This is a genomic window from Variovorax sp. 10L421 (assembly GCF_056395365.1).
The window spans coordinates 339,944-360,155 of record NZ_JBFTJJ010000001.1 but is presented as its reverse complement, the minus strand read 5'-3'; the positions used below and the strand labels follow the sequence as shown (position 1 = coordinate 360,155).

The 20,212-nt window shown below is 67.3% G+C and carries 18 protein-coding genes; 12 read left to right on the top strand and 6 right to left on the bottom strand.

Annotated elements, in window-relative coordinates; genetic code table 11:
- Nucleotides 1–9: 9 nt before the first annotated feature.
- Both AC1DFC_RS01725 and AC1DFC_RS01720 read left to right on the top strand, forming a co-directional pair.
- The gene (locus AC1DFC_RS01725) at nt 10–1,551 is read left to right on the top strand and encodes a TRAP transporter large permease (protein ID WP_007829307.1); all 1,542 of its coding nucleotides are present in this window, start codon (nt 10–12) and stop codon (nt 1,549–1,551) included.
- Complete coding sequence (locus AC1DFC_RS01720; RefSeq protein WP_007829305.1) at nt 1,548–2,027, top strand: hypothetical protein; 480 nt, start codon at nt 1,548–1,550, stop codon at nt 2,025–2,027. The genes AC1DFC_RS01725 and AC1DFC_RS01720 overlap by 4 nt, the downstream gene beginning before the upstream one ends.
- A gap of 162 nt (nt 2,028–2,189) precedes the next feature.
- On the opposite strand, the gene AC1DFC_RS01715 is transcribed toward AC1DFC_RS01720, so the two are convergent.
- The 4 genes from AC1DFC_RS01715 to xseB form a co-directional block, all read right to left on the bottom strand.
- Nucleotides 2,190–3,269: a TRAP transporter substrate-binding protein gene (locus tag AC1DFC_RS01715; RefSeq protein ID WP_413313388.1), complete on the bottom strand. Its 1,080-nt coding sequence runs from the start codon at nt 3,267–3,269 to the stop codon at nt 2,190–2,192.
- A 110-nt stretch (nt 3,270–3,379) separates the two neighbouring features.
- The gene (gene dxs, locus AC1DFC_RS01710) at nt 3,380–5,236 is read right to left on the bottom strand and encodes a 1-deoxy-D-xylulose-5-phosphate synthase (RefSeq protein WP_007829285.1); all 1,857 of its coding nucleotides are present in this window, start codon (nt 5,234–5,236) and stop codon (nt 3,380–3,382) included.
- A 21-nt stretch (nt 5,237–5,257) separates the two neighbouring features.
- A complete protein-coding gene (locus tag AC1DFC_RS01705; protein WP_007829284.1) occupies nt 5,258–6,178 on the bottom strand; it encodes a polyprenyl synthetase family protein in 921 nt (306 codons plus the stop codon).
- Nucleotides 6,175–6,441: an exodeoxyribonuclease VII small subunit gene (gene xseB / locus AC1DFC_RS01700; protein ID WP_007829283.1), complete on the bottom strand. Its 267-nt coding sequence runs from the start codon at nt 6,439–6,441 to the stop codon at nt 6,175–6,177. Before xseB ends, AC1DFC_RS01705 begins: the two co-directional genes overlap by 4 nt.
- 277 nt (nt 6,442–6,718) lie before the next feature.
- Here xseB and AC1DFC_RS01695 point away from each other — a divergent pair, with 277 nt between their 5' ends.
- The 8 genes from AC1DFC_RS01695 to AC1DFC_RS01660 all read left to right on the top strand — a co-directional run bounded on the left by AC1DFC_RS01695 (nt 6,719) and on the right by AC1DFC_RS01660 (nt 15,357).
- Nucleotides 6,719–7,858, top strand: a complete 1,140-nt coding sequence (locus AC1DFC_RS01695; protein ID WP_007829282.1) for an aromatic ring-hydroxylating oxygenase subunit alpha — start codon at nt 6,719–6,721, stop codon at nt 7,856–7,858.
- A gap of 147 nt (nt 7,859–8,005) precedes the next feature.
- Nucleotides 8,006–8,923 carry a DMT family transporter gene (locus AC1DFC_RS01690; protein ID WP_007831137.1) on the top strand — a complete coding sequence of 306 codons (918 nt, stop codon included), beginning with the start codon at nt 8,006–8,008 and terminating at the stop codon, nt 8,921–8,923.
- Between the two features lie 40 nt (nt 8,924–8,963).
- Entirely contained in the window at nt 8,964–9,872 is a 909-nt protein-coding gene (locus AC1DFC_RS01685) for a sulfurtransferase (RefSeq protein WP_007831138.1), read from the top strand.
- Complete coding sequence (locus AC1DFC_RS01680; protein WP_007831140.1) at nt 9,869–10,468, top strand: DUF2796 domain-containing protein; 600 nt, start codon at nt 9,869–9,871, stop codon at nt 10,466–10,468. The genes AC1DFC_RS01685 and AC1DFC_RS01680 overlap by 4 nt, the downstream gene beginning before the upstream one ends.
- Nucleotides 10,469–10,472: 4 nt before the next feature.
- Complete coding sequence (locus tag AC1DFC_RS01675; RefSeq protein ID WP_042673075.1) at nt 10,473–11,219, top strand: ABC transporter ATP-binding protein; 747 nt, start codon at nt 10,473–10,475, stop codon at nt 11,217–11,219.
- A complete protein-coding gene (locus AC1DFC_RS01670; RefSeq protein ID WP_413331344.1) occupies nt 11,216–12,478 on the top strand; it encodes an ABC transporter permease in 1,263 nt (420 codons plus the stop codon). The genes AC1DFC_RS01675 and AC1DFC_RS01670 overlap by 4 nt, the downstream gene beginning before the upstream one ends.
- Nucleotides 12,479–12,481: 3 nt before the next feature.
- Entirely contained in the window at nt 12,482–13,117 is a 636-nt protein-coding gene (locus AC1DFC_RS01665) for a DUF3299 domain-containing protein (protein WP_007831145.1), read from the top strand.
- Nucleotides 13,118–13,284: 167 nt separating this feature from the next.
- Complete coding sequence (locus AC1DFC_RS01660) at nt 13,285–15,357, top strand: DUF3300 domain-containing protein (protein WP_478178605.1); 2,073 nt, start codon at nt 13,285–13,287, stop codon at nt 15,355–15,357.
- A 42-nt stretch (nt 15,358–15,399) separates the two neighbouring features.
- Here AC1DFC_RS01660 and AC1DFC_RS01655 read toward each other — a convergent pair whose 3' ends face one another.
- Entirely contained in the window at nt 15,400–16,605 is a 1,206-nt protein-coding gene (locus AC1DFC_RS01655) for a M20/M25/M40 family metallo-hydrolase (RefSeq protein WP_413331346.1), read from the bottom strand.
- Between the two features lie 23 nt (nt 16,606–16,628).
- Nucleotides 16,629–17,342: a helix-turn-helix domain-containing protein gene (locus AC1DFC_RS01650; RefSeq protein ID WP_413331347.1), complete on the bottom strand. Its 714-nt coding sequence runs from the start codon at nt 17,340–17,342 to the stop codon at nt 16,629–16,631.
- 202 nt (nt 17,343–17,544) lie between these two features.
- Here AC1DFC_RS01650 and AC1DFC_RS01645 point away from each other — a divergent pair, with 202 nt between their 5' ends.
- Nucleotides 17,545–18,702, top strand: coding sequence for an NAD(P)/FAD-dependent oxidoreductase (locus AC1DFC_RS01645; protein ID WP_413331348.1), 1,158 nt, complete (start codon nt 17,545–17,547; stop codon nt 18,700–18,702).
- 45 nt (nt 18,703–18,747) lie between these two features.
- On the top strand, nt 18,748–20,199 hold the full coding sequence (locus tag AC1DFC_RS01640; protein WP_413331349.1) for a M81 family metallopeptidase: 1,452 nt from the start codon (nt 18,748–18,750) through the stop codon (nt 20,197–20,199).
- Nucleotides 20,200–20,212 lie beyond the last annotated feature (13 nt).

Here is a 20,212-nt window from a genome sequence, read left to right as displayed (position 1 = left end):
CAAGTAGAAATGCACATGGAAAATTTCGCCCCGATCATGTTCGCGGGGCTCGTGGTGATCATGCTGATCGGCTTCCCGGTCGCGTTCTCGCTCTCGGCCCTCGGCCTGATCTGCGGCTTCTTCGCCATCGAGATGGGCTGGTTTCCGGCCGGCTTCATGGCCAACCTGCCGCTGAACGTCTTCGGCATCCTGGCGAACGAAACGCTGCTCGCGATTCCGTTCTTCACCCTGATGGGAGCGGTACTGGAGAAATGCGGATTGGCCGAGGACATGCTCGACTCGATGGGCCAGCTCTTCGGCCCCGTGCGCGGCGGCCTCGGCTACTCGGTGATCATCGTGGGCTTCATCCTCGGCGCCATCACCGGCACGGTGGCCGGCCAGGTGATCGCCATGGCGATGATCTCGCTGCCAATCATGATGCGCTACGGCTACGACATGCGCTACTCGACCGGCGTGCTCGCCGCCTCGGGCACCATCACGCAGCTGGTGCCGCCCTCGCTGGTGCTGATCGTCATGGCCGACCAACTCGGCACCGACGTGGGCCAGATGTACAAGGGCGCCTGGGGTCCGTCGATCCTGCAGGTTCTGATCTTCGCGATCTACACCTTCATGGTCGGCCGCATCCGCCCGCACTTCGTGCCGGGCCTGCCAACCAGCGCGCGCACACTGAACGGCTGGGCGCTGTGGGGCAAGTGCCTGCGCGGCATCATTCCCTCGGCCATCCTGATCTTCGCGGTGCTCGGTTCGATGGGCGGCCTGCCGTTCATGGACAAGGCCATCGCCACGCCGACCGAGGCCGGTGCGATGGGCGCGGTGGGCTCGCTCATCCTCGCGCTGATCCATCGCCGCCTGAACTGGGAACTGCTGAAGGGCGCGATGGAAGGCACCATGCGCCTCACGGCGATGGTGGTGTTCATCCTGATCGGCTCGCGCGTGTTCTCGCTGGTGTTCCAGGGCGTCGACGGCGCCAAGTGGATCGAGCACATGCTGTCGGGCCTGCCGGGTGGCCAGGTGGGCTTCCTGATCGCGGTGAACTTCTTCGTCTTCTTCCTCGCGTTCTTCCTCGACTTCTTCGAGATCGCATTCATCATCCTGCCGCTGCTGGGCCCCGTGGCCCACAAGCTGGGCATCGACATGGTGTGGTTCGGCGTGCTGCTGTGCGTGAACATGCAGACCTCGTTCATGCACCCGCCGTTCGGCTTCGCGCTCTTCTACTTGCGGGGCATCGCGGACACGCTGTTCAAGAACGGGGCGCTGCCCAAGAAGGTGGACTCGCGCGACATCTATCTCGGCGCCGTGCCGTGGGTGCTGATGCAGCTGCTGCTGGTGGCCATCGTGATCTTCTTCCCGCAGACGGTCACCGTGTTCCTCGAGAAGGAAAAGGTCGTCGACATCGACAAGGTCAACCTCGACATGCCGGTGGACGAGCAGGCCAACTCGCCCGACAACAACAACGGCGTGAACATGGAAGACCCGTTCGGCAACGAGAAGAAGACGCCGGAAGAAACGCCGGCACCGCCGCCGGCTTCCGGCGAAGCCACCAAGCCGTGAGCATCGGCGACGGCAGCAGCAGCGCCCCGCTGGAGAGCCCGGCCTTCCCGCCGCTGCTGCGCACGCTGGCGGTGGTGCTGGTGGTCGACCTCTTCGCATTCGCGATCTGGAGCCTTCCGTCGCTGCGCGCGGCCGAGTGGACGACCGGCGCACTGGTGGTGATGGGCATCGCCGCGCTGTGCGTGGTGTGGGTCGGCTACTGGATCGTCTACAGCCGCACGCGGCTCGAAGGCGATGTGCTGGTGCAGACCTGGCTATGGGACAAGCGCGTGAGCGCGCAGGACGTGGCGCAGCTCAAGCTCGTGCACATCCGCATGCTCGAACGCGTGATCGCGCCGCGGCTGCTGGTGCGGCGGCGCATGGGCGGTATCACATGGTTCCATGCGTCGGACCCCGCGGTGCTGATCGCATTCGGCGAACGCGTTGCGCAGCGCACGATGCCTTCTCCAACGGCGCCTGAGGCGGGCGCACGGTAAGGCTGTTTCCTTCGTTCGGGGCGTGTGCCCAGGCCACCCGGTACTCCCCTCCGCGAATGTCCCCCGTCGGCGTGATCGCGCCCCGAACAGCGCTCCATCCGCCACAAATAAAAAAGCCCCGCCAGACCCGGCAGGGCTTCGAAGTGTTCGCCGACGAACCGCTTACAGCTTCTGCTGCTGCATGAAGCGGTCGAACGTGCCTTCCGTGTAGCGGAACCAGGCGTTCTGGTCAGCCAGGAATTTCGACCAGTCGCTGTAGATCTTCTTCCACTCGGGGTTGCTGTTGTTCAGGTCCGAGTAGATCTGCTGGGCCGACTTGAAGGCGGCGTTCATCACGTCCTGCGAGAACGGGCGCAGCTTGGTGCCCGAGCCTACGAGCTGCTTCAGCGCGATAGGGTTCTTGGCGTCGTACTTGGCCGTCATCGTGATGTTGGCGTGCGCGGCAGCAGCCTCGACGACCGCCTTGTAGTCGGCCGACAGGCCTTCCCATGCCTTGGTGTTGATGTAGAAGTCGAGCTCGGGGCCGCCTTCCCACCAGCCGGGGTAGTAGTAGAACGGGGCGATCTTGTTGAAGCCCAGCTTCTGGTCGTCGTACGGGCCGACCCATTCGAGGCCGTCCAGCGTGCCCTTTTCGAGCGCCGGGTACAGGTCGGCGCCGGGGATCGATTGCGGGATCACGCCGAAGGGCTCGAGCACCTTGCCTGCGAACGGGTTGGTGCGGAACTTCAGGCCCTTCAGGTCGGCAACCGACTTGATTTCCTTGCGGAACCAGCCGCCCATCTGCGCGCCTGTGTTGCCGCCCGGCAGGTTGATGATGTTGTACTTGGCGTAGAACGCACGCATCAGCTTCAGGCCGTTGCCTTCGTACATCCATGCGTTCTGCTGGCGGGTATTCATGCCGAAAGGCACGGCGCAGCCGAGGCAGAAGGTCGGGTCCTTGCCGTAGAAGTAGTACGGGGCCGTGTGGGCCATTTCGACCGAGGCGTTCTGCACGCCGTCGACCACGCCGAACGCGGGCATCAGCTCGCCACCCGCGTGCACGGAAATCTGGAACTTGCCGCCCGTCATGTCGCTGACGCTCTTCGCGAACACTTCGGCGGTGCCGAAGATGGTGTCCAGCGACTTGGGAAAACTCGACGCCAGGCGCCAGCGAACGGTGGCCTGCGCGTGAACCGCGGGTGCGATGCCGGCAGCCAGAACGCCCGCGATGCCGGCGTTTTTGATGAGGGAACGACGATCCATTGATAGCTCTCCGAGTTCTTGGAATAAAACAAAACGCGGCTTGTGGCCGCGTTGGGGACTGTGTAAGTCTTCTTGATTGTAAAAACGCGCTTACAGGGCTCGGCGGGGGTTTACCCTGCGCCCGAAATGAAGCGCTCGCGGATCGAGGCTTCGATGCCGGGCGCGTCGAGCCCGATGCTCGCCAGCAGCTTCGCCGGATCGCCGTGTTCGATGAAGCGGTCGGGCAAGCCGAGCTGCAGCACCGGCTTCTGGATGTTGGCAGCCTGCAGCGCCTCGAGCACCGCACTGCCCGCGCCGCCCATGGTGGCGCCCTCTTCCAGCGTGACGATGGCGTCGTGCGTGCCCGCGACCTTCAGCAGCAGTTCGACATCGAGCGGCTTGGCCCAGCGCATGTTGACCACCGTGGCGTCGAGCGGCTCGGCCGCAGCAAGCGCGGGATACAGCAGCGTGCCGAACGCGAGGATGGCGATGCGCCTGCCTTCGCGGCGGATCTCGCCCTTGCCGAAGGGCAAGGCCTCGAGCGTGAGATGCGGCGCAGCGCCGGCGCCCGCTCCGCGCGGATAGCGCACGGCCACCGGATGGTTCTGCTCGTAGGCGCTGGTCAGCAGCTGGCGGCATTCGCGCTCGTCGGCCGGGCAGGCAATGCTCATGTTCGGAATGCAGCGCAGGAACGGAATGTCGTACGCGCCCGCGTGCGTGGCGCCGTCCGCGCCCACGAGGCCCGCGCGGTCGAGCGCGAACACCACCGGCAGGTTCTGGATCGCCACGTCGTGGATCAGCTGGTCGTACGCGCGCTGCAGGAAGGTCGAGTAGATCGCGACCACAGGCTTGAGCCCCTCGCAGGCCAGGCCGGCCGCGAAGGTCACGGCGTGCTGTTCGGCGATGCCGACGTCGTAGTAGCGGTCGGGGAAGCGCTTCTCGAACTCCACGAGTCCCGAGCCTTCGCGCATCGCGGGCGTGATGCCCACCAGCCGGCCATCGGCGGCGGCGGTGTCGCACAGCCACTGGCCGAACACCTGGGTGAATGTCTGCTTCACCACCGCAGCGGACTTGACCAGCCCCACCTGCGGATCGAACTTGCCGGGGCCGTGGTAGGCGACAGGATCGGCCTCCGCGAGCTTGTAGCCCTGCCCCTTCTTCGTGACCACGTGCAGAAACTGCGGGCCCTCGAGGTGCTTGAGGTTCTCGAGCGTGGGCACCAGCGAGTCGAGGTCGTGGCCGTCGATCGGGCCCACGTAGTTGAAGCCGAACTGCTCGAACAGAGTGGCCGGCACGACCATGCCCTTGGCATGCTGCTCCAGCCGCTTGGCCAGCTCGAACAGCGGCGGCGCGTTGCGCAGCACGCTCTTGCCGACGCTCTTGGCCGCGGCGTAGAAGTTGCCGCTCATCAGCTGCGCGAGGTAGCGGTTGAGCGCGCCCACGGGCGGGCTGATCGACATGTCGTTGTCGTTCAGGATGACGAGCAGCTTGCAGTCGCACACGCCCGCGTTGTTCAGCGCCTCGAAGGCCATGCCGGCCGTGAGCGCGCCGTCGCCGATGATGGCCACGGCATGGCGGTCTTCGCCCTTCTGCTTGGCGGCCATGGCCATGCCGAGCGCGGCCGAGATGCTGGTCGACGAATGGGCGGTGCCGAAGGTGTCGTACTCGCTCTCGGTGCGCTGAGGAAAGCCCGAGATGCCGCCGATCTGCCTGAGCGTAGGCATGCGCTCACGCCGGCCCGTGAGGATCTTGTGCGGATAGGTCTGGTGGCCCACGTCCCACACCAGCCGGTCGTGCGGCGTGTTGAACACGTGGTGCAGCGCGACGGTGAGTTCGACCGTGCCGAGGTTGGAGCTCAGGTGGCCGCCGGTGCGCGAGACGTTGTCGAGCACGCAGGCGCGCACCTCGTCGGACAGTTGGCGCAGCTGGGCCCGGTCGTATTTGCGGATCGGCGAGGGGTCGTGGAGTGTGGGAAGCAGCGGAGCCATGGGAAGGTTTGTACTTTTCTCTCAGCGATCGCGATCGACCACCATGTGGGCCAAAGCGCGCAGCGCTGCGGTGTCGGGCAGGCCGCTGCGGGCCAGCGCGGCCAGCGCGTCGGCCAGCAGCTGGCGGGCCTGGGCGCGCGCGCCGTCGAGGCCCAGAAGGGACACGTAGGTGGGCTTGTCGGCAGCGGCATCCTTGCCGGCGGTCTTGCCCAGGGTGTGCGAGTCGGCCGTGACGTCGAGGATGTCGTCGACCACCTGGAACGCCAGGCCGATGGCCGCGCCATAGTCGCGCAACGCGGCCAGTGCCGAGCCGGCGAGGGAGCCGCAGGCAGCACCCATCTCGACGCTGCCCTGCAGCAGCGCGCCGGTCTTCAGGCGGTGCATTTCGCGCAGCTGTGCTTCATTCAATGCAATGCCGACGCTCGCCAGGTCGATGGCCTGGCCGCCGGCCATGCCCTGGCTGCCCGCGGCCCGGGCAAGCAGTCGGCACAGCTGGGCCTGGGTGGCAGCGGGAATCTCGTCGCCGTCGGGCGTGAGCAGTTCGAAGGCCAGGGCCTGCAGCGCATCGCCGGCCAGCAGGGCATCGGCCTCGCCGAATTTCACGTGCACGGTGGGCTTGCCGCGGCGCAGCACGTCGTTGTCCATGCACGGCAAGTCGTCGTGCACCAGCGAATAGGCGTGGATCAGCTCGGTGGCGCAGGCCGCGCGCAGGGCAGCGGCCTGGTTGCCGCCGACGGCCTCGCTGGCCGCGAGCACCAGCAAGGGCCGCAGGCGCTTGCCGCCATCGAGTACGGCGTAGCGCATGGCATCGCCCAGCAGTACGGGCGCATCGACGCCGACCCAGCGCGACAAGGCCGCCTCGACGTTCGCCAGATGGGGGTCGCTCCAGCCGGCGAGCGTGCGGGCGTCCCAATGGCTGGAATTCAGCGCGGCGGCGCTCATTCAGGCGTCCAGACCTTGAGGCTGCCCGAATCGAGCACCTTGATCTGGTCTTCGACCGCCTGCAGCTTGTCGCGGCAGAAAGCGAGCAGCGCCGCACCTCGCTGGTAGCTCACGAGCAGCTGGTCGAGGGGCAGCTGGCCCGATTCGAGTTCCGCCACCAGTTGCTCCAGTTCCTGGAGTCCGGCTTCGTAACTGGCAGGCAGCGGGCCGGTATCGGGCGTTGCCGCCGGGCTGGACGAGGAAGGGGGAGGCACCTTGGGCATGCAAGCGAAACGTGGGTGAAACCGGGCATTTTAGGACTGGGAGCAGAACAACCGTGCGGCCGTCCCTCCAGACGAGCCGCGCCCACCCTCGAGCGGTGCCCGATTGCACGCGGCCAAGCCGGGTGAAGAGCCGGGGGACAAAAAATGCCCCCCGGGTACAATGCGAACTTCTCTCGTTGGCGACGTCAACACACTCTTCGGGCCGTCGAGCCTCCCGGACGGCGCCTTTCCGTTCTTTCCTTTTTTTCTCCCTGTGGGGAGCTTGGTCAGGTCCTCCATGTCTGATTTAAGTCTTCAACTGCAGCAGGCCGCGAGCCAACTTCCAGTTTCCGCGTATTTCGACGAGGCACTCTATGCCCGCGAAATGCAGAACCTTTTTTCGCGAGGGCCCCGCTATGTCGGCCATCGCCTGGCCGTGCCCGAAATGGGCGACTTCCACACCTTGCCGCAGGAGCACCAGGGCCGTGCGCTGGTTCACACACCCAAGGGCGTGGAGCTGATCTCCAACGTCTGCCGCCACCGCCAGGCCCTGATCCTCCAGGGCCGGGGCCGGCTCGACAACCAGGCCGGCGGCAACATCGTCTGCCCGCTGCACCGCTGGACCTACGCCGCAAGCGATTCGCGCACCACCGGCACGCTGATCGGCGCCCCGCATTTCGAGCAGGACCCCTGCCTGAACCTGCACAACTACCCGCTGACCGAATGGAACGGCCTTCTGTTCGAGAAGAACCCGGATGGCTCAGGCCCTGACGTGGCGGCTGACATGGCCGGCCTCGGGCCGCAGGCCGATCTCGATTTCAGCGGCTATGCGCTCGACCGCGTCGAACTGCACGAGTGCAACTACAACTGGAAGACCTTCATCGAGGTCTACCTCGAGGACTACCACGTTGGCCCGTTCCATCCGGGACTGGGCAGCTTCGTCACCTGCGACGACCTGCGCTGGGAGTTCAAGCCCCGCTATTCGGTGCAGACGGTGGGCGTGGCCAACCGCCTGGGCCGCGCGGGCAGCCCGATCTACCAGAAGTGGCAGGAGCAGCTGCTCAAGTACCGCGACGGCAAGCCGCCGAAGTACGGCGCCATCTGGCTCACCTACTACCCGCATGTGATGGTCGAGTGGTATCCGCACGTGCTCACGGTGTCTACCCTGCACCCGGTGAGCCCGACGAAGACGCTCAACATGGTCGAATTCTTCTATCCCGAGGAAATCGTCGCGTTCGAGCGCGAGTTCGTCGAAGCCCAGCAGGCCGCCTACATGGAAACCTGCGTGGAAGACGACGAGATCGCCGAGCGCATGGACGCCGGCCGCCGCGCGCTGATGCTGCGCGGCGACAACGAAACGGGCCCTTACCAGAGCCCGATGGAAGACGGCATGCAGCAGTTCCACGAGTGGTATCGCAGCGCGATGCAGAACGCCTGAGTCGATGACAGCCGCATCGACGGGTGTGATGGAAACACCGCGGAACCGGCTTTGCCGGGCCGCTGGTGTTGCCCCCGGTGAGGGGGTAGGAGAAGCGACACGAAGTGCGCGAAGCCTGGGGGAGAGTAGATAGTGCAAGCGCTCTGGATGGTGCTCGGCGCCTTTTTGTTCGCCACGATGAGCGTGGTCGTCAAGGTGGCCTCGGCGTGGTTCAACAGCGGTGAGATGGTGCTGGGCCGCGGCCTCATCGGCATCGTCTTCCTCTGGCTCCTGGCCCGCAACCGCGGCGTCTCCCTGGCCACCCGCTACCCCGGCATGCACGCCTGGCGCAGCACCATCGGCGTGGTCTCGCTGGGCGCGTGGTTCTATGCCATCGCCCACATGCCGCTGGCCACCGCCGTCACGCTCAACTACATGAGCAGCGTGTGGGTCGCGGCCTTCCTCGTCGGCGGTTCGCTGCTGGCGTGGGTGCCGGTGCCCGGGCGCGACGGCCGCGTGGAACGCCCGCCGCTGCAGGGCGCGCTGGTGCTGACCGTGCTGGCGGGTTTCGCGGGCGTGGTGCTGATGCTCAAGCCCAGCGTCAACGCCAACGAAGGCTTCGCGGGCATGCTGGGCCTGCTGTCGGGCCTCACGGCCGCCTTTGCCTACATGCAGGTGGTGGCGCTGTCGCGCATCGGCGAGCCCGAACTTCGCACGGTCTTCTACTTCGCGGTGGGCTCGGCCGTGGCCGGTGGCATTGCCACGGCGACCACCGGGTTTTCGGACGGCGGTGCATGGACGTGGCAGCATGCGCTGTGGCTGCTGCCCATTGGCTTGCTGGCCGCCCTCGGACAACTCTGCATGACCCGCGCCTACGCAACCGCCAAGACCGCAGCCGGTACGCTGGTGGTGGCCAACCTGCAGTATTCGGGCATCGTGTTTGCTGCGTTCTACAGCGTGGTGCTGTTCAACGACCGCATCGATGCCACCGGCTGGGCCGGGATGGCGCTCATCATCGCGAGCGGCATTGCTGCAACCGTGTTGCGACAGCGGGCGGTGCCCAAGGCGCCGGCCGAAGAGCACTGAACGACATAAATACATTCTCGATTTCGAAGGAGCACACGCCATGTACACCACCCTCATCTCCGTCGAACAACTCCAGCAATTGCAAGCGGGCGACACGCCCTTGATGGTGTTCGACTGCAGCTTCGACCTCATGAAGCCCGAAGCGGGCGCACAGCAGTACGCCGCCGCCCACATTCCGGGCGCCCTGTACGCCAACCTCGACACCGACCTCAGCGCCAGGCACGGCGTCCCGGGTGCACACGGCGAGGTGGTGGTGGCGCAGGAAGACGGCGTGCCCGCATCGGGCGGGCGCCACCCGCTGCCCAGCCGCGAAAAGTTCGCGGCGTGGCTGTCGAGCATCGGCTTCGCCAACGGCATGCAGGCCGTGGTGTACGACCGCAACGGCGCCAACTACTGTGGCCGCCTGTGGTGGATGCTCAAGTGGATGGGCCACGAGGCTGTGGCCGTGCTCGACGGCGGCCTGCAGGCCTGGCAGGCCGCGGGCGGCGAAGTCACCGACCGCGAGGAGCCCGCGCGCTTCCAGTCGAACTTCGTCGCGGGCGAGCCCATCGCGAAGCTCGTGACCACCGACACCGTGGTGCGCCGGCTCGGCCAGCCTGACCAGAACCTGATCGATGCACGCGCTGGCGCACGTTACCGCGGCGAGGTGGAACCTCTGGACCCGATTGCCGGTCACATCCCCGGGGCCCTCAACCGGCCCTTCGCCGACAACCTCGGCCCCGACGGCAAATTCAAGCCGGCATCGCAATTGCGTGCCGAGTTCGAAGCGCTGCTCGCGGGACGCGAAGCGGCGACCGTCGTCCACCATTGCGGCAGCGGCGTGAGCGCCGTGCCGAATCTGCTCGCCATGCAGATCGCGGGGTTCGGGACGACCGCGCTCTATGCCGGCAGCTGGAGCGAATGGAGCAACACGCCGGGGCTGCCGACCCGGCAAGGCGCTGAACCATGACATTGATGACGACGAGTCGACCATTCCGGAGCTTCCAACGCACCGCGGGACTCGCAATCGCCGCCGCGCTCTTCGCGGCGGCCCCGTTCCTCCCGGCACAGGCCCAGCAGCAGCACGCCCACGTGCACGGCCAGCTCAAGCTCGACGTGGCCGTCGACGGCCCCACGGTGGTGATCGACATGGAGTCGCCCCTGGACAACATCATCGGCTTCGAACGCGCACCCAAGACCGATGCCGAGAAGAAGCTCGTCGAAGAGGCCGTCGCCCAGTTGCGTGCGGCCGACAAGCTCTTCATCGTCGACCCCGCCGCCAACTGCAAGCTCGGACCAGTCGACCTGCGCTCAGGCGCGCTGGGCCTGGGCAACCCCGACCCCGCCGAGCCCGTCGGCCACGCCGACCTCGACGCCACCTTCTCCTTCAACTGCACCAACGCGGCCGCCGCGAAGTTCATCGACCTCAACCTGTTCGGTGCATTCAAAGGCTTGCGCCAGATCGACTCGCAGATTGCCACGGCGCAGGGACAGTTCAAGCGCCAGCTGAAGCGCCCTGCCGGTGCGCAAGCCGCCCAGCCCGTCCGCCTGAGCTGGGGCAAGTAAGGCTGTGAGTACCTCCCTGCAGGCCGAGCCGTCGCCCTTGCGCGTCGTGCTCGCAGCCGAAGCATTGCGCTTCGCATGGCCCCGCGTGAAGAAACCGTGCATCGACATCGAGGCCTTTCGCATCACCGCGGGCGAATCGGTGTTCCTGCACGGCCCGAGCGGCTGCGGCAAGAGCACGCTGCTGTCGCTGCTGGCCGGCGTGCTGGTGGCCGACGAAGGCCGGGTCACGCTGCTCGGGCACGACTGGTCGAAGCTCTCGGGCGCCGCACGCGACCGCAGCCGCGTGGCCCATGTGGGCTACATCTTCCAGCAGTTCAACCTGCTGCCGTACCTGAGCGTGATCGACAACGTGCTGCTGCCCTGCCGCTTCTCGCAGCGGCGCGAGGCGAATGCATCGCGCAACGGCAGCTCGCGCGACGAGGCCGAGCACCTGCTCGACCAGATGGGCCTCGACCGCAACCTGTGGAAGCGCCAGGCCGTTCAGCTGTCGGTCGGGCAGCAGCAGCGCGTGGCCGCCGCGCGCGCACTCATCGGCCAGCCCGAGGTGGTGATTGCCGACGAGCCCACCTCCGCGCTCGACGAAGACCGGCGCGAAGCCTTCCTCGACGTGCTGCTGACGGCCTGCGCCGAGCACCACAGCGCGCTGGTGTTCGTGAGCCACGACCAGCGCATCGCGCAGCGCTTCGCGCGGCATGTGCTGCTGCCCGAGATCAACCGTGCGGCCACCAGCGCGATGGCGGTGGACGCATGAAGGCACTCTTCTCCATTGCATGGCACAGCGCCTGGAACCGGCGCTTCACGCTCGCGCTCACCGTGTTCTCGATCGCACTGTCGACCTTTCTTCTTCTGGGTGTCGAACGCATCCGCACCGAGCTGCGCGAGAACTTCTCATCGTCCGTCTCGGGCACCGACCTGATCGTGGGCGCGCGCACCGGCTCGACGCAGTTGCTGCTGTACTCGGTGTTCCGCATCGGCGCGGCCACCAACAACATCTCGTGGAAGAGCGTGCAGGCCCTGTCCGCGCACCCGGGTGTCGACTGGGTGGTGCCGCTGTCGCTCGGCGATTCGCACCGCGGCTTCGCGGTGCTGGCCACGTCCACCGACTACTTCACGCACTTCCGCTACGGCGACAGGCAGACGCTGAAGCTGCGCGAAGGCAAGCCCTTCAGCGAGCTGTTCGATGCGGTGGTGGGCGCCGAAGTGGCCGACAAGCTCGGCTACCACGTGGGCCAGAAGATCACCCTCGCCCACGGCAGCGGCGAACTCAACGTGGCCGAGCATGCGGACAAGCCCTTCACCGTGGTGGGCGTGCTCGCGCGCACCGGCACGCCGGTCGACCGCACGGTGCACATCGGCCTCGCCGCGATGGAGGCCATCCACCTCGAATGGGTGGGCGGCGCGCCGATGCCGGGCGTGCACATTCCGGCCGAGCAGGTGCGCAAGTTCGACCTCACGCCCAAGAACGTGACGGCCGCGCTGGTGGGCCTGAAGAACCGCGCCGCGGTGTTCGGCGTGCAGCGATGGATCTCGACCTATACCGGCGAACCGCTGATGGCCATCCTGCCCGGCGTGGCGCTCGACGAGTTGTGGAGCGTGATCGGCATCGGCGAGAACGCGCTGCTGCTGATGTCCGCGCTGGTCGCGCTGGTCAGCCTCGCGGGGCTGGTCTCGGTGGTGATGGCCGGCCTCAACGAACGCCGCCGCGAACTCGCCGTGCTGCGCGCCGTGGGCGCTGGCCTGCGCCATGTGCTGGCGCTGCTCGCGCTCGAAGGCGCGATGGTCACCGTGCTCGGCGTGGCCTTCGGCGTGGTGATGGCTGTGCTGGGCATCACCCTGCTCTCGCCATGGCTGCAGTCGCAGTTCGGACTGACACTGAGCCTCTCGGAACCTACACTGAACGAATGGCTGCTGATGGCAAGCCTGCTGGCGGCCGGATGGCTGGCAAGCCTCTTGCCCGGCATCCGCGCCTACCGCCTCTCCCTTGCCGACGGCCTCTCACCGAGAATTTGAATCATGCCCATCGCACACACGACGTCCAAAAGCAAAGCTTTCATCCGGCTTTCGATGCTGCTCGCAGGCACCGGCCTTGCCGCCGCCGCCTGGGCCGTGGAGCCTGCACCCAAGGACACCACCGCCACCAACCCGCTGGGTGGCAAGGCAACGCCAGCCGCGCCCAAGGCCGTGCCGGGCCAGCCGCGCCAGATCACCTGGGAAGAACTGGTGCCCAAGGACTGGGACCCGGCGAAGGAATTCAAGGGCATGGACCTGAGCGCGCTCGACGACGGCGACCCGCGCGCCAACGAGATGCTCATGAAGATGCAGGAGGTGTCGAACAACGCGCCGACCAATCCCGCGATGAACGGCACCGAAGTCAGGATCCCCGGCTTCATCGTGCCGCTCGAGGAAGCCAAGGGCGAAGTCACCGAGTTCCTGCTGGTGCCTTACTTCGGCGCCTGCATCCACACGCCGCCGCCGCCGGCCAACCAGATCCTGCACGTGGTGCCGCAGAAGGGCGCCAAGTTCCGCGCCATGGACACGGTATGGGTCACCGGCAAGCTGCAGACCCTGCGCAACGATTCGATGATGGGCGTGAGCGGCTATCACGTGAGTGCCACCAGCGTCACCAAGTACACGGGCGGCGCCAAGTAGCCGCAGCAAGGCAGCGGCCTCCTGGCCGTGTGGTTCTGCGCCGACAGGCTTGACCGCGCAGAACCGACACAGACCGTTGCATCCGGGGCGCAGGCTTTGTCATCGCCTGCCGCCGCGCACCGTTGAAAGAGTTCCGGGCCGACGCCGGCGCCCACATGGAACTCCAGATGACAAAAACCCATCGCCCAACGGTCCCGCGCCTCCTGACGATTTCGGTGTGCATCGGCGCACTCGCCATCGCAGGCTGCGACAAGCCAACCAGCACGCCAACCGCCGCCGTCGACCCCGCCGCATCGTCCATTCCCGCGCCGTCGGTGCCGCAGAACAACGCGCCTGCAGCCGTGCCAGTGGCCTATGTGCCACCCTCGGCCGACCAGCTCTACCAGATGGTCGCGCCCATTGCGCTGTACCCCGACAAGCTGGTCGCGCAGATCCTGGCCGGCGCCACCTACCCCGAGCAGATCACCGCCGCGCACGACTGGCTCGCGCAGAACCGCGGCCTCAAGGCCGGACCGCTGGCCGATGCAGCCAACCAGCAGCCCTGGGACCCTAGCGTGAAGTCGCTCACCGCCTTCCGCAGCGTGGTCGACCAGATGGCCGCCAACATCCCGTGGACCGAGTCGCTGGGCAAGGCCTACTACAACGACCCGACCGACGTGATGAACGCGATCCAGGTCATGCGGCAACGCGCGGCCAAGGCCGGCCGGCTCAAGAACAACGACAAGCTGCGCGTGGTCAGCGCGGCGACGCCCCAGAACTACGCGCCCGCGCCCGATTCACAAGCCGCGTACTACAGCGGCCCCGCGGTGATCGAACCGCCGCCGCAATACATCACCATCGAGCCCGTGCAGCCCGACGTGGTGTATGTGCCGGCCTATGACCCGCAGGTGATCTACGGCACGCCGCAGCCGGTGTACCCCGGCTATGCGTATGCGCCGCCGGTCGAGGTGGCGCCGGGCTACAGCCAGGGCCAGATGATTACGGCCGGCGTGCTCGCGTTCGGCGCTGGCGTGGTGGTCGGTGCCGCGCTGGAGCGGCACGACTGGGGCTGGCATTCGTGGAACGTGAACTGGGGCGCGCCGGGTTGGCGCGTCCGAGACCGTGGCGCCCCCCCGCCCCCGGCCTACCGCCCGGCCGTGGTCTACAACAACAACACCTACATCTCGCGCTCGACCACGGTGGTCAACAACGTGAACGACGTGCGCACCGTCTACAACAACAACGGCGGCGCACCGCGCGGGCTGCCGGCCGGCGCCGCGGCACCCAACTTCGCGGCCGCTCCGGGCTTCGCGCCGCCGCAGCAACAGCAGATGCAGCAGCAAGCCGCGCTGGCCCAGCAGCAACAACAGCAGGCCCGCCAGCAGGAGGCCCTGCTTCGCCAGCAGCAGATGCAGCAACAGGCGCAACAACAACAGGCGCAGCAGCTTCACGCGCAGCAACAGCAGCAGGACCAATTGCGTCGACAACAAGCGCAGCAGGCAGAACAACAGGCGCATCAGCAGCAGCACCCGCCGGCGCGCCTCGCGGGCCAACCGCCGGGAGCACAGCAGCAGCAGCAACAGGCGCAGTTGGAGCAGTCAAGACGCCAGCAGATGCAGCAACAACAGCAGGCACAACAGCAAGCGCGAGCGCAGCAGCAGGCCCAGTTGCAGCAACAGCAACAACAGGCACAGGTCCAGCACCAACGGGAGCAGCAGCAACAACAGGCGCAGAACCAGGTGCGCCAGCAGCAGGCACAGATGGAGCAAATGCGTCAGCAGCAGGCGCACCAGCAACAGCTGCAACAACAGGCGCAGGTCCAGCACCAACGGGAACAGCAGCAACAACAGGCGCAGAACCAAGCACGCCAGCAGCAGCAGGCACAGATGGAGCAAATGCGTCAGCAGCAGGCGCACCAGCAACAGCTGCAACAGCAGCAACAACAGGCCCAGATCCAGCACCAACGGGAACAGCAGCAACAGGCGCAGAACCAAGCGCGCCAGCAGCAGCAGGCACAGATGGAGCAGATGCGCCAGCAACAGGCGCAACAGCAAGCCGCGCACCAGCAACAGCAGCAACAGGCGATGCAGATGCAACAGCAACGCCAACAACAACAGGCGCAGCAACAGCAGGCAGCGCAGCAGCACGCCCAGCAACAGGCGCAACAGCAACAACAGCGCGTGGCCGCGGCGGCAGCAGCAGCAGCAGCCCATCGCCCGCCCCGTCACGGCGAACCAGGGCAGCCGCAAGAGCGTCCCTGAGCGGCGAGCCGGCTAACGCATGCCGGCTCTTTTCAGAACCTGTCAGTTCTTGCCGATTTCGGTCAGCAGCCGCGTGACGAGGTAGATGCGCGGCACGATCGAATCGACTTCGATGTACTCGTCGCGTGCGTGATAGCCGAAGCCCGCGAGGCCGAAGCTCTCGACCACCGTTGCCTTGCCCGAACGGCCCGCGTAGCCCGCATCGGTGCCGCCGCCGGTCATCGGCATCAGCGCGAGCTCGCGGTCGATTTCCTTGTAGATGGCCTGCGCCTTCTCGGCCAGCGCGCGGCCCTTGTCCCCCGCGATGAAGGCCGGGCGGCCCACTTCCACCTTCACCGTGGTCTCGGTGTCGGGAATCAGCTTGCCGGCGGCGATCTTGGCCTGCAGCGCTTCGTTGAGCTTCTTCTCGGCGCCCGGCTGCGTGATGCGGATGTCGCCCAGCGCCTGAGCCTTCTCGGTGATCTGGTTGATGGGGCCGGTGGCGCGTGCCACGGTCCAATTGAGCGTCACGCCGGGAATGTCCTTGGCGAGGTCCCTGGTCTGCAGCATCTGGTACGACAGTTCGTACAGCGCGTTGCGGCCCAGTTCGGGCGCGGCACCGGCATGCGCGGCGCGCCCCTTCACCTCCATCGTTGCCTGTGCGATGCCGGCCGCGCCCAGGAGCAGCGACTCGCCCTTGGCCACCGATTTCGCCACCGTCGGTTCGAAAGACAGCACCGTGTCGTGCTGGTCGGCCATGGTGGCGATCAGTTCGCCGGAGCCGACCGAGCCCACTTCCTCGTCGGGATTCATCAGCACGGTGAGCGTGTCGTAGTCGCGCCAGCCGGCGTCGGCCAGGATCTTCAGCGACGCCAGTATCACCGCGAGGCCGCCCTTGTCGTCGGCGATGCCGGGGCCGTAGATGCGGTTGCCGTCGACCTTGTAGGGCTGGCTGTTCAGGATGCCGGGCGCGTACACCGTGTCCATGTGACCCTGCAGCATGATCTTGCGCTTGCCCGTGCCCTTGAGGGTGCCGATGACGAGGTCGGCGCCCGCGCCGGCCGTGGCCTTGCGGCGCTCGGTCTTGAAGCCGGCGGCCTTCAACCGCCCTTCTACCACGTCAGCCATCTTGAGCAGGCCCTCGACGTTGAGGCTGCCCGAATCGATCAGCACCATCTCCTTGAGGTTGTCGATCACGGCGGGCTGCGCCTTCTCGGCGGCGGCGAGCATAGCGGGGCAAGGCGCCGGCCGCGCGCAAATCGGAGACACCCGGCGCCGTGCGAGAACGCTGCTCAGCGCTTGGCGCGAGCCGCGGTCTTCTTCGCGGCCCTGGTCTTGCGAGGCGCCTTCAACGCAGGCGCCTCGCGCGCAGATTGCATGTGCCCGCTCTCGCCGATGGTCATGCCCACGATGCGCGCAAGCTGGCGGCTCACGCTGATGTAGGCGTGGCCCAGGCGGCTGTCGAAGTACAGCGAGTCGCCCTTGGCCATGCGCACCACCTCGCCGTTGTCGAAGTGCACCTCGATCTCGCCCGACAGCACATAGGCGAACTCCTCGCCGCCGTGCCGCACGAAGTCTTCCGGGCCGTGGATCTTTCGCGCATGCACCGTGCCGACGATGGGGCTCATCTGCTTGCCCGCCGCGGTGGTGCCGAGGAACTCGTAGGCGATGGAAAGCCCCTTGTAGACCACGCCCTTGCCCGCGCGCGTGACCACCGGCCCGTCGAGCTGCGCGGGCTTGACGCCGGCGCCCGCGAACATGGCGTTCATGTCCATCTCCAGCGCGCGGCCCAGCGCCGTGAAGTTCTCGTAGCCCAGCGCGAGCTGGCCGCGCTCGGCGCGCGAGATGGTGGTGATCGACACGCCCGAGCGCTCCGCGAGCTGCGCCAGCGTCCAGCCGAAGCGCTTGCGCGCGGTGCGCAGGCGGTTGCCGAAGGTGGCGCGGTCCAGCGTGGGCGGCTCGTCCCCGGGCTTCGCTCCCGTCTTGGTCCCTGTGTGTGGATTCACGCTTGGCTTTCTCCTGTGGTGCCGGAGATTCTGCCAGCCGGGGCGCGCGCCATCCATGCCAACCCGCGTGACGCAGGCGCGAAAGTTGCGTATACGCAAATTGCGTGAACGCAAATTTCACCAGCACGGTGCATCATGGTTTCCCCTTGGCATCTCTGAATTAATTTGCGTATCCGCAAAATTCTTCCTACACTTTTCGTCGATGACTTCCAGCACTGCAGAGCCCATCGTGGCTGACTTCCTCGTGATCGGCGGCGGCATCGCCGGGGCCTCGGTGGCCCACTGGCTCGCGCCGCACGCCCGCGTGATCCTTCTCGAACGCGAATCGCAACCCGGCTACCACTCCACCGGCCGCTCCGCCGCCCTCTTCATGGAAAGCTACGGCACCGCGCAGGTGCGTGCCCTCACCATGGCGAGCCGGGCCTTCCTCGAACACCCGCCCGAAGGCTTCAGCGAGCACCCGCTGCTCACGCCCCGCGGCGCGATGATGGTCGCGGGCGCCGACCACATGGCCGAGCTCGAAGCCCACTGGCAGGTGCTGCGCGACATGAACACCGGCGCCTCGCGCCTGAGCGGCGAAGAGGCGCGCGAGATGGTGCCGGCCTTGCGCCCCGAGCAGGTGCAAGGCGCCGTCTACGAGCCTGATGCGTCCGACATGGACGTGCACGCCATCCACCAGGGCTATCTGCGCGGCATGCGGCGCGCGGGCGGCAAGCTGGTGTGCGATGCGGGCGTGACGGCCATTCAACGTGTGGGCGACCGCTGGCGCGTGGAAGCCGGCGGCGCGATGTACGAAGCGCCCGTGGTGCTCAACGCGGCCGGTGCATGGGTCGACACCATCGCGCGCATGGCCGGCGTGCCGCCGCTGGGCATCGAGCCGCGCCGGCGCTCGGCGTTCATCTTCGCGCCACCCGATGGCCAGAGCGTGGCTCACTGGCCGATGGTGTTCGGCGCCGACGAGGGCTGGTACATCAAGCCCGACGCCGGCATGCTGCTCGGCTCCCCGGCCAATGCCGATCCGGTCGAGCCGCAGGACGTGCAGCCGGAGGAGATGGACATCGCCATCGCCATGCATCGCATCGAGGAAGCGACCACCCTCGCCATCCGCCGCCCCACGCGCACCTGGGCCGGCCTGCGTTCCTTCGTGGCCGACGGCGATCTCGTCGGCGGCTTCGAACCCGGCGTGCCCGGCTTCTTCTGGGTGGCCGCGCAGGGCGGCTACGGCATCCAGACATCGGCCGCCATGGGCGAGGCCTGCGCCGCGCTGGCGCGCGGGCTGCCGCTGCCCGAGCGCATCGCCTCCTTCGGGCTCACGGCGGAAATGCTGGGCCCGCAGCGGCTGCGCGCGGCCGCGGGCTGAGCCCGACCCGCCTCCGACAACAAACCCACCCCACGAGGTCCGACCATGCGCGTCTTCAGTGCTTCCCTTGCCACCGAAACCAACACCTTCGGTCCGATGCCGACAGGCCTCGCCTCCTTCAAGGACCGTGGCTACTTCCCCGCCGGCAAGCACCCCGAGGCGATGACGCTGTTCTCGGGCCCGCTGTGGGCCGCACGCATGCGCGGCGCCGACAAGGGCTGGACGCTGTTCGAAGGCATGGTGGCCGGCGCGCAGCCCAGCGGCACGACCACGCGCCACGCCTATGAGACGCTGCGCGACGAGCTGCTCGACGACCTGCGCGCGGTGCTGCCGGTCGACATGGTGCTGCTCGGCCTGCACGGCGCGATGGTGGCCGACGGCTACGACGACTGCGAGGGCGACCTGCTGGCGCGCGTGCGGCAGATCGTCGGCCCCGACGTGGTGATCGGCGCGGAGCTCGACCCGCACAACCACCTCACGCGGGAGATGATCTCCAACGCGAACGTGATGATCTCCTTCAAGGAGTACCCGCACACCGACGTACTCGAGCGCGGGCTGGAGCTGGTCGACATCTGCGCCGCCACGGTCGAGGGCAAGGTGCGGCCGGTGCCCGCGGTGGTCGACTGCGACATGATCGTCACCGTCCACACCTCGCGCCAGCCGGCGCGCGGCTTCGTCGAGCGCATGCAGTCGCTCGAGGGCAAGAACGGCGTGCTCTCGGTCTCGCTCACGCACGGCTTTTCGTGGGGCGACGTGCCCGAGATGGGCACCAAGGTGCTGGTCTACACCGACGGCGACAAGGCCCAGGCCGACCTGCTGGCGCGCCAGCTCGCCGACGAGGTCATCGCCATGCGCGACGGCCTCACCGTCAACTACCCAGGCATCGATGCATCGCTGGACGAGGCCCTGGCCTTCGACGGCGGCCCGGTGGTGATCTCCGACGGCGCCGACAACCCCGGCGGCGGCGCGGCCAGCGACTCCACCTTCATCCTGCGCCGCATGGTCGAGCGCGGCATCACCAATGCGGCGCTGGGCCCGCTGTGGGACCCGATCGCGGTGCGCATCGCCTTCGACGCGGGCGTGGGCGCGAAGCTGCCGATGCGCCTCGGCGGCAAGATCAGCCCGCTGTCGGGCGACCCGCTCGATGTCGAATGCACCGTGAAGGCGCTCAAGCACGACCTGGTGATGACCGGCCTGGCCGGCACGCCCACGCTGATGGGCGACAGCGCGCTGGTCGAGGCCAACGGCATCGAGATCGTGCTGATCACCCTGCGCAACCAGGCGATGGGCACCGACCTCTTCACGCAGCTGGGCTGCGACCTCGCCGCCAAGAAGATCATCGTCGTGAAGTCTTCCCAGCATTTCTACGCGTCGTATTCCAAGGTGGCGAAGCACGTCATCTACGCAGGCGCACCGGGCGCCGTCACGCTCGACCTGAACACGCTGCCGTATCGCAAGGCCCGCCTGCCGAAATGGCCGATCGGCGTCGCGGCCTGAGCCCTTCCTTCTT